The sequence below is a fragment of the Curvibacter sp. AEP1-3 genome, from assembly GCF_002163715.1.
Lineage (GTDB): Bacteria > Pseudomonadota > Gammaproteobacteria > Burkholderiales > Burkholderiaceae_C > Allorhodoferax.
In genome coordinates this window covers 3753095-3767762 of the sequence record NZ_CP015698.1, presented here as the reverse complement: position 1 = coordinate 3767762, position 14668 = coordinate 3753095, and the positions used below count along the sequence as shown (strand labels likewise).

The 14668-nt window shown below is 60.1% G+C and carries 14 protein-coding genes; 8 read left to right on the top strand and 6 right to left on the bottom strand.

The window, feature by feature from the left end; all coding sequences use genetic code 11:
* Positions 1–16 precede the first annotated feature (16 nt).
* The 5 genes from AEP_RS17740 to AEP_RS17720 all read left to right on the top strand — a co-directional run bounded on the left by AEP_RS17740 (position 17) and on the right by AEP_RS17720 (position 3657).
* On the top strand, positions 17–223 hold the full coding sequence (locus AEP_RS17740; protein WP_087496625.1) for a DUF3460 family protein: 207 nt from the start codon (positions 17–19) through the stop codon (positions 221–223).
* 62 nt (positions 224–285) lie between these two features.
* Positions 286–1134 (top strand): segregation and condensation protein A, encoded by an 849-nt coding sequence (locus AEP_RS17735; protein WP_087496624.1) that lies wholly within the window; start codon positions 286–288, stop codon positions 1132–1134.
* A 104-nt stretch (positions 1135–1238) separates the two neighbouring features.
* Positions 1239–2141 carry a 3-methyl-2-oxobutanoate hydroxymethyltransferase gene (gene panB / locus AEP_RS17730; protein WP_087496623.1) on the top strand — a complete coding sequence of 301 codons (903 nt, stop codon included), beginning with the start codon at positions 1239–1241 and terminating at the stop codon, positions 2139–2141.
* A 115-nt stretch (positions 2142–2256) separates the two neighbouring features.
* Positions 2257–3081: a pantoate--beta-alanine ligase gene (gene panC / locus AEP_RS17725; RefSeq protein ID WP_087496622.1), complete on the top strand. Its 825-nt coding sequence runs from the start codon at positions 2257–2259 to the stop codon at positions 3079–3081.
* Positions 3082–3096: 15 nt separating this feature from the next.
* Complete coding sequence (locus AEP_RS17720; RefSeq protein WP_087496621.1) at positions 3097–3657, top strand: DUF1569 domain-containing protein; 561 nt, start codon at positions 3097–3099, stop codon at positions 3655–3657.
* 46 nt (positions 3658–3703) lie between these two features.
* Here AEP_RS17720 and AEP_RS17715 read toward each other — a convergent pair whose 3' ends face one another.
* Together AEP_RS17715 and AEP_RS17710 are read right to left on the bottom strand one after the other, a co-directional pair.
* Positions 3704–4195, bottom strand: a complete 492-nt coding sequence (locus tag AEP_RS17715) for a cyanophycin metabolism-associated DUF1854 family protein (protein ID WP_087496620.1) — start codon at positions 4193–4195, stop codon at positions 3704–3706.
* Positions 4192–6450 (bottom strand): cyanophycin metabolism-associated ABC transporter, encoded by a 2259-nt coding sequence (locus tag AEP_RS17710; protein ID WP_198301850.1) that lies wholly within the window; start codon positions 6448–6450, stop codon positions 4192–4194. The genes AEP_RS17715 and AEP_RS17710 overlap by 4 nt, the downstream gene beginning before the upstream one ends.
* A 181-nt stretch (positions 6451–6631) precedes the next feature.
* Here AEP_RS17710 and AEP_RS17705 point away from each other — a divergent pair, with 181 nt between their 5' ends.
* Positions 6632–8806, top strand: a complete 2175-nt coding sequence (locus AEP_RS17705) for a cyanophycin synthetase (RefSeq protein ID WP_087496619.1) — start codon at positions 6632–6634, stop codon at positions 8804–8806.
* Positions 8807–8813: 7 nt separating this feature from the next.
* Positions 8814–11387: a cyanophycin synthetase gene (cphA, locus tag AEP_RS17700; protein WP_087496618.1), complete on the top strand. Its 2574-nt coding sequence runs from the start codon at positions 8814–8816 to the stop codon at positions 11385–11387.
* Positions 11388–11405: 18 nt separating this feature from the next.
* Here cphA and AEP_RS17695 read toward each other — a convergent pair whose 3' ends face one another.
* From AEP_RS17695 to AEP_RS17680, 4 genes are all read right to left on the bottom strand, one after another.
* Positions 11406–12431 carry an NAD(P)H-dependent glycerol-3-phosphate dehydrogenase gene (locus tag AEP_RS17695; protein WP_087496617.1) on the bottom strand — a complete coding sequence of 342 codons (1026 nt, stop codon included), beginning with the start codon at positions 12429–12431 and terminating at the stop codon, positions 11406–11408.
* Positions 12432–12484: 53 nt separating this feature from the next.
* On the bottom strand, positions 12485–12940 hold the full coding sequence (secB, locus tag AEP_RS17690; protein WP_087496616.1) for a protein-export chaperone SecB: 456 nt from the start codon (positions 12938–12940) through the stop codon (positions 12485–12487).
* Between the two features lie 84 nt (positions 12941–13024).
* Complete coding sequence (gene grxC, locus AEP_RS17685) at positions 13025–13288, bottom strand: glutaredoxin 3 (protein ID WP_087496615.1); 264 nt, start codon at positions 13286–13288, stop codon at positions 13025–13027.
* A 29-nt stretch (positions 13289–13317) separates the two neighbouring features.
* Entirely contained in the window at positions 13318–13725 is a 408-nt protein-coding gene (locus tag AEP_RS17680) for a rhodanese-like domain-containing protein (RefSeq protein ID WP_087496614.1), read from the bottom strand.
* 104 nt (positions 13726–13829) lie between these two features.
* Here AEP_RS17680 and gpmA point away from each other — a divergent pair, with 104 nt between their 5' ends.
* Complete coding sequence (gene gpmA, locus AEP_RS17675; protein ID WP_087496613.1) at positions 13830–14573, top strand: 2,3-diphosphoglycerate-dependent phosphoglycerate mutase; 744 nt, start codon at positions 13830–13832, stop codon at positions 14571–14573.
* Positions 14574–14668 lie beyond the last annotated feature (95 nt).

The following is a 14668-nucleotide window of genomic DNA, read 5'->3' as shown; positions in this document are numbered from 1 at the left end:
AAATTAGGACATTCCCATGAACATCTTCCGCCGCCCCGATTACCGCTCCGAAGCCACCCAGTTCATCGACCAGCTCAAGGTCGCCAAGCCGACGCTGGAAGCCGAGCAGCGCAAGGGACGCGCCCTGCTGTGGGACAAAGTGGTGGACCGCATGGCCTGGAAAGGCTTCCGCAGCGCCCAAGTCGCGCAAAAGCCATACGTTTACCAGACCAAGAACGATTAAGCATCCAATCAGGCTCCAGCGCCCGCCGAATCTGCGTGAGCAGCTCCTGATTTAATAGCATCATGACTTCCAGCACCGAAGGCGTTTCCTCCGGGGGCGCCGAACTCGGGCACATGCCTGACGTGGTGGACCAGGTGGCCTTGGCGCGCCTGTATGGCGAGCCCCTGTTCGCCATGCCGCAGGACCTGTACATCCCGCCCGACGCGCTGGAAGTGTTTCTGGAGGCCTTCGAAGGCCCGCTGGACTTGCTGCTCTACCTGATCCGCAAGCAAAACTTCAACATCCTCGACATCCCGATGTTGAGCGTGACCAAACAGTATCTGGTTTATGTGGACCAGATCCGCAAGCGCAATCTGGAACTGGCCGCCGAATATTTGCTGATGGCGGCCATGCTGATCGAGATCAAATCGCGCATGCTGCTGCCCCCCAAAAAGACCGCCGAGGGCGAAGAAGCCGAAGACCCCCGGGCCGAGCTGGTGCGCCGCCTGCTGGAATACGAGCAGATGAAGCTCGCCGCCGCGCGGCTGAATGCCATTCCCCAATACGGCCGCGACTTCCTGAAGGCCAACGTCTACATCGAGCAAAGCCTCAAGCCCCGCTTCCCCGATGTGTCGGTGGACGAGCTACAAACCGCCTGGCGCGACATCCTCAAGCGGGCCAAGCTGGTGCAGCATCACAAGATCAGCCGGGAAGAGCTCTCGGTGCGTGAGCACATGAGCATCGTGCTCAAAAAGCTGCAGGGTCAGCGCTTTGTGGGGTTTGAGAACCTGTTTGATACGACCCAGGGTGTGCCGGTGCTGGTGGTCACCTTTATCGCCCTGCTGGAGCTGGCCAAGGAAACCCTGATCGAAATCACCCAGGCCGAAGCCTTCGCGCCCATCTATGTGCGCCTGGCGTATTCACCTACCTGAGCCGGGCCCTCTATTTCAGGGCGCGCAACTGCGGTTAGTATTCGCCCCACTTTCGCCAAACCCTCGGCATGCCCGATTTGTAATCCCGATTTTTGGAGTCCTCCATGGCCCTGAACCCGACCGGTGAACAAGCCTCCAGCGCAACCAACGCGACTCCCTACGGCACGCTGCCCCCGGCATCTCCGCCATCCACGCGCAAGCCCATCAGCCTGCCACGCATCCAGGAGATGCACACCCGTGGTGAAAAAATCACCATGCTCACCGCCTATGACGCGACCTTTGCCGCCGTAGCCGATGCGGCAGGTGTGGAGTGCATTCTGGTGGGCGACTCGCTGGGCATGGTCTGCCAGGGCCGCCACAGCACCGTGGGCGTCACGCTGGACGACATGGCCTACCACACCGAGAGCGTGGCCCGCGGCCTGCGCCGTGCGCAAGGCACAGCATGGCTGATCGGCGACCTGCCTTTTGGCAGCTACCAGGAATCCAAAGAGCAGGCCATCCGCAGCGCCAGCGTGATCATGCAAGCCGGCGCCCACATGGTGAAGCTTGAAGGCGGCGGCTGGACCACCGAAGTGGTGCAGTTTCTCGTGGAGCGGGGAATTCCGGTCTGCGCCCACTTGGGGCTCACCCCGCAAACGGTGCATGCCTTGGGTGGTTACCGCGTCCAAGGCCGTGGGGATGCCGCTGCCGACGTGATGAAAAAGCAAGCCCACGAATTGCAGGATGCTGGCGCATCCCTGTTGGTGCTGGAAATGGTGCCCGCCCCCTTGTCGGCAGAGCTGACCCGCGAACTGCCGAACTGCGCCACCATAGGCATAGGTGCCGGTAAAGGCACCGCCGGCCAGGTGCTGGTGTTGCACGACATGCTGGGCGTGAATCTGGGCAAGAACCCGAAGTTCGTGCGCAACTTCATGCTGGAGGCCAGCAGCATCCGCGGTGCCATGGAAGCCTATGTGGCCGCCGTCAAAAACGGCAGCTTCCCGGATGACGCCATCCACGCTTGGTGACTGTGGCTCCCCCCAGGAGCGCCTCCGGCGCTTCCCCCCTCAAGGGGACGATACCAGCCGACTGGCAAAGCCAGACCGGCGGTATCTCTGGTCGTAACTTCCCTTCTGTTTATCTATGCAACTGATTCACACGATTGCCGAGCTGCGCGAGGCGCTCAGCCAGTACCGTCACCCTGCCGTGGTGCCCACCATGGGCAATTTGCATGCGGGTCACTTGGCGCTGGTGCGTCAGGCCAAGCCACTGGGGGACGTGACGATTTCCACCATCTTTGTGAACCGGCTTCAGTTCGCGCCACACGAAGATTTCGACACCTACCCCCGCACCTTGGAAGCCGACTGTGAACATCTGGAAGCGGCGGGCTGCGACATCGTGTTTGCACCCAAAGAGTCCGAGCTGTATCCGCAGGCGCAAACATTCAAGGTGCACCCGCCCACCGAATTGGCAGACATTCTGGAAGGCCACTTCCGTCCCGGCTTTTTCATCGGGGTGTGCACCGTGGTGATGAAGTTGTTGGCAGTGACACAGGCCCGCACTGCCCTATTCGGCAAAAAAGACTACCAGCAGCTGATGGTGATACGGAACATGGTCAAGCAATTCGCCTTGCCGATTGATGTGATCGGTGGCGAAACCCAGCGCAATGAGGCAGGCCTCGCCCTGTCGAGCCGCAATGGCTACCTGACCCCGGCACAACGCGAAGAGGCACTGCTCTTGTCCCGGACCTTGCGCCACATCGTGGACAGCGTGCGTCAGGGAGAGACCGACCTGGCCCGCCTGGAGCATGAGGGTATGCAAACCCTGCGCGCCGCAGGCTGGTTTCCCGACTATGTGGCCGTGCGCCGGCAAAGCGATCTGCAGACGCCACAAGCAGGTGATGCCAAAGTCGTACTGGCCGCAGCGCGGTTGGGCACGACCCGCTTGATCGACAACATGGAAATCTGACTCCCTGACTCTCGTATGACAACGCAATTCAACCCCGAACGTCGTGCCTGCCTCACCCGCGGCGCCGCCCTCTCTGTTCTGGCTACAGGCGGCATGCTCACCGCCTGTGCCGCTGGCCAGGACCGCGGCTTGCAGTTCAGCACACTGTCCGCTGCACAAGAAGAGGTGATGCGACTTGCACAGGCGCCGGCCCTGGACAGCGCCGCTGTGTTCAGCTGGAGCCAAACGCTGGAGCATTGCGCCCAGAGCATTGAGTTTTCGATGAGCGGGTTTCCCGAACCCAAGTCGGCCCTGTTTCAAAAAACCGTGGGTGCTGCCGCATTCGGCGTGTTCAGCTGGCGCGGCAAGATGAGCCACAACCTGGCGGAACCCATTCCCGGCGCACCGGTGCTGGCAAGCGATACCCCTGCCGCTGCGGCGGTGGAGCGTTTGCAAAAAGCCATCACAGCGTTTGCGCAATGGAGTGGAGAGCTCAAGCCTCACTTCGCCTATGGCGCACTGACCAAACCCCAATATGAGCAGGCGCACGCCATGCACCTCGCGCAACACCTGTCAGGCTTCACCATCAAAGCCTGAGCACTCCAGGCCTCATGAGAAAAGGCACCCTCGGGTGCCTTTTTCTTTACAGGAAGCGGTCCAGTACCCGCTTGCTATGGGTATCCATAGCAAACTGGTCGCGCACCAGGTATTGAATGCCGTGGGCATCTGCAATCAGCAAGGCGTTGTCTTTGCCGATACGGCGAATGTCTTCATCACCGCGCAGCACAAACTCCGTGGTACCACGGTCAGTTTCCACGGTCCAGGTACAGGGTGTGGAGTAGCTGGTGACGGACACGATGCGTTCAATCACCGGCATGAATTCACGGGTAGCGAGTTCCGCCCGGATCAGGTCTTGGGCGGGCTGGGGCACATCGGACAGCAGGTCCACCCAGGCGACCTCCTTGCCATCAGTGCTAACCAGCGAAATACCGTCCTCCGGCGACTGGATCGGGAAGGCGCGCACGGGCACCACGTCCTCAAAGCGCTCACCCGACTCATTGGTAAGCACCAGCTTGCCAAAAGGTGTGCGCTCCAGGGTGAAGCGGCTGGCGGTTACGGTGTATAGCGCGCTCATGCGGCCTCCTCCATCATGTTGTTGCGAGCCTGGGCCTGGTACAGATTGAAGTACGCACCAACGCTTGCCATCAGAGCGTCATGGGTTCCTTCTTCCACCACCTTGCCGCGGTCCAGCACCACCAGACGATCAGCCCGGTGCAGCGTGGAGAGCCGGTGGGCAATCGCAATGGTGGTGCGGCCTTGCACCAGGTTCTCCAGCGCCTTCTGAATTTCCTTCTCGGTCTCAGAGTCCACCGACGAGGTGGCCTCGTCCAGGATCAGGATGCGCGGGTCAATCAGCAAGGCACGCGCAATCGAGATGCGCTGACGCTCTCCGCCGGACAAGCCCTGACCGCGCTCGCCGACCATGGAGTCATAACCCTGTGGCAAGCGCAGGATGAATTCATGCGCATGCGCGGCGCGGGCGGCGGCGATGATCTCGGCACGGGTCGCGTCCGGCTTGCCGTAGGCGATGTTGTCCGCGATGGTGCCGAAGAAAAGGAAGGGCTCTTGGAGCACCAAACCGATGTTCTGCCGGTAGTCTGAAATGGCGTAGGAGCGGATATCCACCCCATCCACCAGAATGGCGCCTTCGGACACATCGTAAAAACGGCAGATCAGGTTGACCAGCGTGCTTTTTCCCGAGCCGCTGTGTCCGACCAACCCCACCATTTCTCCGGGCGCGATTCTGAGGTTGATCCCACGGTTGACTTCACGATTACCGTAGCGGAATCCCACATCTCGCACCTCTATGCTGCCCTGGACTTTGCCCATGGGCACCGGGTTGACCGGCTCAGGCACGCTGGAGACGTGATCCAGAATGTCAAAAATGCGCTTGGCGGCGGAAGCAGACTTTTGCGTGACAGAGACAATGCGGCTCATGGAATCCAAGCGGCCGTAGAAGCGACTGATATAGGCAATGAAGGCCGTCAACACACCGACCGTGATTTCGCCTTTGGACACCTGCCAGATACCGAAGGCCCAGACCACCAACAGGCCCAGCTCCGTCAAGAAAGAAACGCTGGGGGAAAACAAAGACCAGATTTTGTTGATGCGGTCGTTCACCGCGAGGTTGTGTTTGTTGGCCTCGCGGAATCGGGTGGCTTCGCGACGCTCCTGCGCGAACGCCTTGACCACACGGATGCCGGGAATGGTGTCAGCCAACACGTTGGTCACTTCACCCCATACCCGGTCAATTTTCTCGAAACCCGTGCGCAGACGGTCCCGCACGAAATGGATCATCCAGGCAATGAATGGCAAGGGCACCAAAGTCACCACCGCCAGCCACGGGTTGATGGAAAACAGGATGACTGCCGTCATGGTGAGCATGATCACGTCGGTCGCGAAGTCCAGCAGGTGCAAAGACAGGAACACGCAAATCCGGTCACTCTCGCTGCCGATGCGCGACATCAGGTCGCCCGTGCGCTTGCCACCGAAATACTCGAGCGACAAACGCAGTAAATGCTCATACGTTGTGGTGCGCAGATCAGCGCCTATGCGCTCTGAGACGAGGGCGAGGATGTAAGTCTTGGCCCAGCTCAGGATCCACGCCAGCAAGGCAGAGCCCAACAGTCCCCCCATGTACATACCCACCAGCATGGGGTCGATCTTTTGTCCGTTCTGGAACGGGATCAGCACGTTGTCCATCAAGGGCATCGTGAGGTAAGGCGGCACCAGGTTAGCGGCAGTCCCTAACAAGGTCAGCACAAAACCCAACAGTAACTGGCCTTTGTAGGGCCGGGCAAAACGCCAGAGGCGGAACAGCGTCCAGGTGCTGGGCGGGGTATGAACCACCTTGGTACACACCGGGCACTCTTCCTGGTCGGGCTCCAGAGGCGCTTTGCAGCTCGGACAGACGTTGGTCAAGGCCTGCGCGAGAGGCCGCCCCGAAACCGTGCTTTCCAGTTGAGCTTGGAATTGGTCCGCCAACCGTATGGCCAGCAGGTTCTGTCCCAGCGTGAAGCGCCAGCTGCCCAACAAGGCATTGGCGTCCAGCAAATCAATATGACCCACGCCCGCGTGGTCATGATGGAGCAACTTCTGGCCGGCCTGCAGGTCCCAGGAAGTCCACACCTGCTGGGTGCCCGCACAAGACAGCAAACGCTGGTCGGTCAGCACAACCAGACCTTTGACGAAGCGCAGCTGCTGGTCAAGGTCAACCTCCAGGGTGGCCAACACGTTCTCTTGGGGGCGGAGTTGTTTTTGGACCGCTTCACGCCAAATGGACGGCATTTCGCCGGACAGCGTGGTTAAAGCAGGGGCTTCTGTGGTCATGGATCGCAAAAAGGGTGAATTTGAATCAGTTTTCTAGGGTGACATGCCCTGCGGCAAGTCCAACTTCAGGCCGTCGATACTACGCGCTAGCGTAATCAGGCAGGTTTCCGCATCATCAGTGAGCGAAAATACACAACGCATAAAGCGTAACAATGGTGGACCGCTCTTTTCCCACATTCCAATGACAGCCAAGAAAAATATCGAAATTCTTCGGGTGACCCACCTCCGCGGGCCCAACATCTGGACCTACCGCCCGGTCATCGAGGCTTGGGTTGACATTGGTGAGCTGGAAAACCACCCCTCCAACACCCTGCCCGGCTTTTACGAACGCCTGACCACTTGGTTGCCCGGCTTGATTGAGCACAAATGCAGTCCCGGTGTCCGTGGCGGATTTCTCGAGCGCCTGCGTGAAGGCACATGGGCCGCGCACATCATGGAACATGTGGCGCTGGAAATCCAGAACCTGAGCGGCATGCAAACCAGCTTTGGCAAGGCCCGCCAGATGTCCAAGCCCGGTGTTTACAAGATTGCATTCCGCACCCGGCAGGAACAGATCGGGCGTAAGGCCTTGGTGGTGGCACGTGACCTGATCATGGCCGCCATCAACGACACCGCTTATGCGCTGGACGCCCAAATCACCGAGCTGCGTGACATGGTGGACTCCCTGTGCCTCGGGCCCAGCACTTCCAATATTGTGGATGCAGCGACCGACCGCAGCATCCCCTCTATCCGCCTCACAGAAGGCAACCTCGTGCAACTGGGCTATGGCATTGCCCAGCGCCGCATCTGGACGGCTGAGACAGACCAGACCTCTGCGATTGCCGAAGAGATTGCCAGCGACAAGGACCTGACCAAAAGCTTGCTCAAATCCTGCGGTGTGCCAGTGCCTGAGGGTACTTTGGTCAATTCGCCCGAGAAAGCCTGGGAAGCAGCCCAGGACATCGGGCTACCTGTGGCCGTCAAACCCTACGACGGCAACCACGGCCGGGGTGTCACCTTGGATTTGTCTGACAAAGCCAGCATCGAAACGGCGTTCCACGTGGCCAAAGAACAAAGCGGCGGCAGCGTGATTGTGGAAAAGTTCATACCCGGTAACGAGCACCGCCTGCTGGTAGTAGGCAAACGGGTGGTCGCAGCTGCCCGCGGCGAATCCGCTTGGGTCATCGGAGATGGCACCAGCACCGTCACTACGCTAGTGAATGCGCAGATCAACACCGACCCTCGCCGCGGCGAGGCTGAAGAACTGCCTCTCTCGCCTATCGAACCGGAAAAGAGCCCGGAAGTTCAACTGGAATTGCGCCGCGCCGGACTGACGCCCGCCTCCGTACCCGCCAAAGACCAGAAAGTCCTGATCCAGCGTAACGGCAATGTGGCGTGGGATGTGACCGACGAACTGCACCCCACCGTGGCAGCTACTGCTGCACTTGCGGCACGCATTGTGGGCCTGGATATAGCCGGCATCGACATGGTGATGGAGGACTGCTCCAAACCCATGAAGAGCCAACGAGGCGCCGTGATTGAGGTGAATGCCAGCCCCGGTTTGCTGTTCCACATCAAGCCTGCCATCGGCACCCCGCGCAATGTGGGCAAAGCCATTGTGGAACACCTGTTTGCCCCGGAAGCCGATGCGCGAATCCCGGTCATCGGTGTCACAGGTACCCAGCACACAGGCCGACTGGCGCGCTTGATCGCTTGGCTGGTGCACATCAGTGGCAAGCATGTGGGCCTGGCTTGCAGCGAAGGCCTGTACCTGGATGGTCGCCAGATCGACGCCAAAGACAGTGCCCATTGGGAGCCCAGCCAGCGCCTGCTTATCAACCGCTCGGTGCAAGCAGCTGTGTTTGAAAACAGCAGCCGCATGATCCTCGCGGAAGGTCTGGCGTATGACCGCTGCGCCGTGGGCGTAGTGACCGACATCAGCTGCACCCCTGATCTGGCGGAGTTCGACATTCTCGATGCGGAACAAACCTACAAAGTGGCGCGGACGCAAGTTGATGTGGTTTTGCCAACCGGCACGGCTGTGCTGAATGCGACCGATCCGCAAGTGGTGGAACTGGCCGATCTGTGTGACGGCAAAGTCATCTTCTACGCACCCGATGCAGACAATGCGGCGATCGTCGCCCACCGCGCCAAAGAAGGCCGCGCCTTGTTTGTACGGGATGGCGAAATTGTTCTGGTGGAAGGCACCATCGAAATGGCGGTGCTGCCCCTTGCGACCCTCAAACCTGCCAAGGCAGCCAAACCTGAAATGGTGATGGCCGCCATCGGCGCCGCTTGGGCGCTTGATATCCCCGTGGAATTGATTGGCGCCGGACTGCGCACCTTCGAATCCAACCCCAAGAAAACTCCTTACTGAGCCCACTATGGAAGTCACCCGTATCCGCGCCCTGCGCGGCCCCAATCTGTGGAGCCACCACACGGCCATCCAGTCTGTGGTGATCTGCACTGCCCAAGAGGCAGCGGTATCGTCCATTCCCGGGTTTGAAGACAAGCTGCGCGCCCGATTCCCCGAAATCAGCCCGTTCCAACCGGTAGGCCACGCGGAAAGCGTGTCGCTCGCACGGGTATTGGAATTGGCGGCCCTGGGTTTGCAGGCGCAAGCGGGATGCCCCGTCACCTTCAGCTGCACGACACCTACGGTGGACGAAAACACCTACCAGGTCGTCGTGGAATACAGCGAAGAAGAGGTGGGCCGCCTGGCCATGGAGTTGGCTGAAAAGCTGTGCAACGCTGCGCTGAACGACACCCCTTTTGACTTGCCGGCTGCGTTGGACGAACTGCGTGAATTGGATGAAGACGTACGCTTGGGGCCCAGCACCGGCTCCATAGTGGACGCAGCAGTAGCACGCGGCATTCCCTACAGCCGGATGACCGAAGGCAGCATGGTGCGCTTCGGTTGGGGCAGCAAGCAACGCCGCATTCAGGCCGCCGAGATGGACGTGACCAGCGCGATTGCCGAAGCCATTGCGCAGGACAAGGAGCTGACGAAAAAGCTGCTGTCCGCAGCGGGCGTGCCGGTCCCGGGTGGACGCTCGGTAGTCGATGCAGAGGACGCATGGGCCGCAGCCCAAGAAATCGGTTTGCCGGTGGTCGTGAAACCCAACGACGGCAACCAGGGCAAGGGCGTCACGGTCAACATCACCAGCAAAGAGCAATTGCTCAAAGCATTTGCCGTGGCCAAGGAGTTCCGCGACGACATCCTCGTCGAGCGCTTTATGCCTGGCAACGACTTCCGCTTGCTGGTCGTGGGCGACAAGTTGGTAGCCGCGGCACGCCGAGACCCCCCTAAGGTGGTCGGCGATGGCGTACACACGATTGCAGAGCTGGTGGCCCAAGTAAATTCCGACCCGCGCCGCGGATCGGGGCATGCCACGTCGCTAACCAAAATCCGCTTTGACGAGATTGCCAAAGCCACGCTGGCGACCCAAGGCTTCAATGCCGAATCTGTGCCTGCCAAGGGCCAACGCGTGAACTTGCGCAACAACGCCAATCTGTCCACCGGCGGTTCTGCTACCGATGTAACAGACGACGTGCACCCCGAAGTGGCCGCTCGCGCCATTGCCGCAGCACACATGGTGGGCTTGGACATTTGCGGTGTGGACGTGGTGTGCGACACCATCCTCCGCCCTCTGGAAGAGCAAGGCGGCGGCATCGTGGAAGTGAATGCGGCACCCGGTTTGCGCATGCACTTGTCTCCTTCCTTCGGCAAAGGCCGCGCTGTGGGCGAAGCCATCATCAGCAGCATGTTCAAAAAAGGACAGGACGGACGAATCCCCATCGTTGCGGTCACCGGCACCAATGGCAAAACAACCACCGTTCGCCTGATTTCGCACCTGCTGACACAAAACGGCTTGAAGGTCGGCATGACCAACACCGATGGCGTATACGTGAACGGCGACTGCATTGACACCGGCGACTGCAGTGGCCCCAAGAGTGCCAAGAGTGTCCTGTTGCACCCCGATGTGGATGCGGCTGTGCTGGAAACTGCACGGGGCGGCATCTTGCGCGAAGGCTTGGCTTTCGACAAATGCGATGTCGCCGTAGTCACCAATGTCGGAAGCGGCGACCACCTCGGGCTGAACTACATCACCACGGTCAACGAACTCGCAGTGCTTAAACGCGTGATCGTGCAAAACGTGGCGTCCACCGGTGCGGCGGTGTTGAATGCGGCCGACCCCATCGTCGCGTCCATGGCGGCCAAGTGCAAAGGGGAAGTCATCTTCTTTGCCGCCGACAAAAACAACGCGGTAATGGCCACCCACCGGGCCCAAGGGCAGGCGGTGGTTTACGTGGAAGGCAAGCACCTGATCGCCAGCAAAGGCGACATGCTGCAATCCATTCCCTTGGAAGATGTGCCCATCACCTTGGGCGGAGCCATCGGCTTCCAAGTAGACAACGTCATGGCCAGCGTGGCCGCGGCCTGGTCCCTAGGATTGGACTGGGACGTGATCCGCAAGGGCTTGGCCAACTTTTCGAACGACAGCCACAACGCAGCTGGTCGTTTCAATATGTTCAAGTTCCGCGGTGCTACCGTGATTGCTGATTACGGCCACAACCCGGACGCCATGTTGGCGTTGGTGCAAGCCGTACAAGCCTTGCCTGCAAGCCGCCGCTCAGTAGTGATCAGCGGCGCCGGCGACCGGCGTGATCAGGACATCCGCCAGCAAACCGAAATTCTGGGCGACGCCTTTGATGAGGTGGTGATGTTTGAAGACCAGTGCCAGCGTGGCCGCAACGACGGCGAGGTGTTGGCTCTGCTGCGCGCAGGCTTGGCAAATGCCAAGCGCACCAAACAGCAGTCCGAAGTGTTCGGCGAGTTCCTGGCGATTGATACTGCCATGGACAAACTACAGGCCGGCGAGCTGTGCTTGGTGCTGGTGGACCAGGTTGAAGAAGCCATGGCCCACATCGCCGCCAAAGTGGCTGCAGCCCAGTAAGGCCTTGCGCAGCGGGGTTTAGTAGACCTCGGCTGCGGGCCCCCGGCCCATCAGTGCCATGACCGCCTGGTGGGCCTGCAGTTTTCCATCCAGAAGATCGACCACGCCTTGGGTTATCGGCATAGCGACCCCGAGGCTGGCTGCGCGCTGCCAGACGGTACGAGCGCTGTAGACGCCCTCTGCCACATGACCAAGCTCTGCCACTGCCTGGTCCAGCGTTTTGCCTTGGGCCAACGCAAGGCCGACTTTGCGATTGCGGGACAAGTCGCCAGTCGCCGTCAGCACCAAGTCACCCAAACCACTCAGGCCCATGAAGGTTTCGGCTTTGGCACCCAAGGCCATGCCTAGCCGGGTGATCTCTGCCAAGCCCCGTGTGATCAACGCGGCACGCGCGTTCAGGCCCAGGTTCAAACCGTCGCACAGGCCGGTGGCGATCGCGAGCACGTTCTTGACGGCACCGCCCACCTCCACACCCACCACGTCATCATTGGCATACACACGCAACTCTGCGCTGTGGAAAGCATCCACCAAAGCACGGCGCACGCTCTCATGCGCACTCGCAGCCACCAGTGCCGTAGGCATGCCGGCTGCGACTTCCTGGGCGAAGCTGGGGCCACTCAAAACGCCGGCGAGCAATCTGGGTGCTACCGCGTGTTGCACCTCATGGCCCAACAAGCCCATACCCTCAGCGACAGGCGCCTCAAAGCCCTTGCACAGCCATGCAACCGGGCATTCCAGATCTGCGACCAGCTGCAAAGTACTACGCAGGGCTGCCATAGGCGTGGCGATGATGACCAGGTCCACGGCACCGACACCCTCCCCAGGGCGGGTGAGATCGCGCAAAGGGGCTGAGCTGACCGTAAGGCCGGCGGGAAAGCTGCAATCGGGTAGATAGCGCGCATTGACCCGCTCAGCATTCATGGTGGACGCCGCTTCTGCATCGCGGGCCCACAAGGTGACGTCGTGGCGGTTGCGCGTGTTGCGCGCGGCGCTGATGGCCAGCGCCGTACCCCAGGCGCCGGCGCCGATTACTATGATTTTCATAGCTGCTCGCGCTTATTCAACGGGCGCCAACGGCCAATACCCCTGGCAAAAGCTTACTGGGGCAATGTGCCGGCAGCTGCACCGGCAGCTTCAACTTGCTGCTGCTCGTACATGGCCTGGAAGTTGATTTCCGACAGGTGCACGGGGGGGAAACCGCCGCGCTGAATCAGGTCCGCCACGTTACCGCGCAGGTAGGGGTAGACGATTTGCGGGCAAGCAATACCCATGATCTGGCCCAGTTGCTCTTGCGGCAAGTTGCGGATTTCGAAAATGCCGGCTTGCTTGGCTTCGACCAGAAACACGGTCTTGTCCTTGATTTTGGTTTGCACAGTGGCGGTCACGCACACTTCAAACACGCCTTCTGCAACGGGAGCAGCTTCCACACCCAACTGGATATCGACGGAAGGCTGTTCCTGCTCGAGCAGGATGGCGGGGGAATTGGGTTGCTCCAGCGAAGCCTCTTTCAGATAGACGCGTTGGATTTGGAATACGGGTTCTTGGTCAGCCATGGCTAAAGTCTCTCTAGATAAACAGAAGCCCGCCGGCACAACACCGACGGGCTACGAAAACAAAATTCGCTGAGGGGAATTATGTCAGGCCGCAGCGCCCAACAATGGCAGCAAGCCGCCTCGGCTGTCCAGCGCCATCAAATCATCGCAACCGCCGACATGGGTGTCGCCGATAAAGATCTGGGGCACCGTGCGCCGGCCGGTGATCTCCATCATTTTCATGCGCTCATCGGGATTCGCGTCCACCCGGATCTCTTCAATGGTTTCCACGCCCTTGGACTTAAGAATGCGCTTGGCCTGCACGCAATAGGGGCAGACAGCGGTGGTGTACATCTTGACGGCTTGCATATTCAATTTCCTCGGTTCTGGGGCCTGAATCAGGCCTTTTCAACCGGCAGGTTAGCGGCTTTCCAGGATTTGAGCCCGCCCTGCAGCGATTGAGCCTGCTCGTAACCCAGTTTTTTGGCAATATCCACCGCCTTGGCGGAACGTGCACCCGACTGGCAGACCAGCACCAAGGGAAGCGTCTTGTTCTTGACAGAGCCCGCAAGCTTGGCTTCCAGCTCAGCCAAGGGAACATTCTTGGAACCCACAATGTGCCCGGCTGCGAATTCAGTCGCGTCTGACACGTCAACCACATTGGCCTTTTCCCGGTTGATCAACTGAATGGCGCCAGCAGAGTCAATGCCCACTGCGGTTGCACCCTGCAATACCGGCCACATCAGCATTCCCCCGGATGACAGCGCGATAGCAATCAACATCCAGTTATCGATAATAAATTTCACTTTGTTCCTTCTTGGTTACTTCACGCGAAGCCGACATTTTAGAATGACGCGTCTTGACCCGCCGGCCCCCGAGGCCGGTTTTCTCAACCCTTGATCCCTGCACCATGTACAAACTTGTTCTCGTACGCCACGGCGAATCCACCTGGAATCTGGAAAACCGCTTTACCGGTTGGACCGACGTCGACCTGACCCCCACTGGCGTAGAGCAAGCCAAAACTGCCGGACGCCTGCTCAAAGCCGACGGCTACGAGTTTGACGTGGCTTACACCAGTGTGCTCAAGCGCGCGATCCGCACCCTGTGGCACACGCTGGACGAAATGGACCGCACCTGGTTGCCCGTGGTGCACAGCTGGCGCCTGAACGAACGCCATTACGGCGCTCTGCAAGGCCTGAACAAGGCTGACATGGCAAAGCAATACGGCGATGCGCAAGTGTTGGTCTGGCGCCGCAGCTACGACACCCCCCCACCCGCACTGGAAGCCGATGATCCCCGCAGCGAACGCTCCGACATCCGCTATGCCAAGCTGCCGGCCGACCAAGTACCCTTGACCGAATGCCTGAAAGACACCGTGGAACGCGTGATTCCGTTCTGGAATGAATCGATGGCACCCGCGATCAAGGCAGGCAAACGCATTGTGGTGGCGGCACACGGAAACTCTATCCGCGCCCTGATCAAGTACCTAGACAACATCTCTGATGACGACATCGTCGGCGTGAACATCCCTAACGGTATCCCTTTGGTGTACGAATTGGATGCTGACTTGAAGCCGATCCGCCACTATTACCTGGGCGATGCCGAAGCAGCCGCCAAGGCTGCTGCTGCAGTCGCCTCCCAAGGCAAAGCCTGAGATTCCGGAGCTCCCCGTTAAAAACGCCCGCAATCGCGGGCGTTTTTGCAGGGCATCCCGGGAACCGGGGCGGACGAGTGCACTCCAAGGTGTAT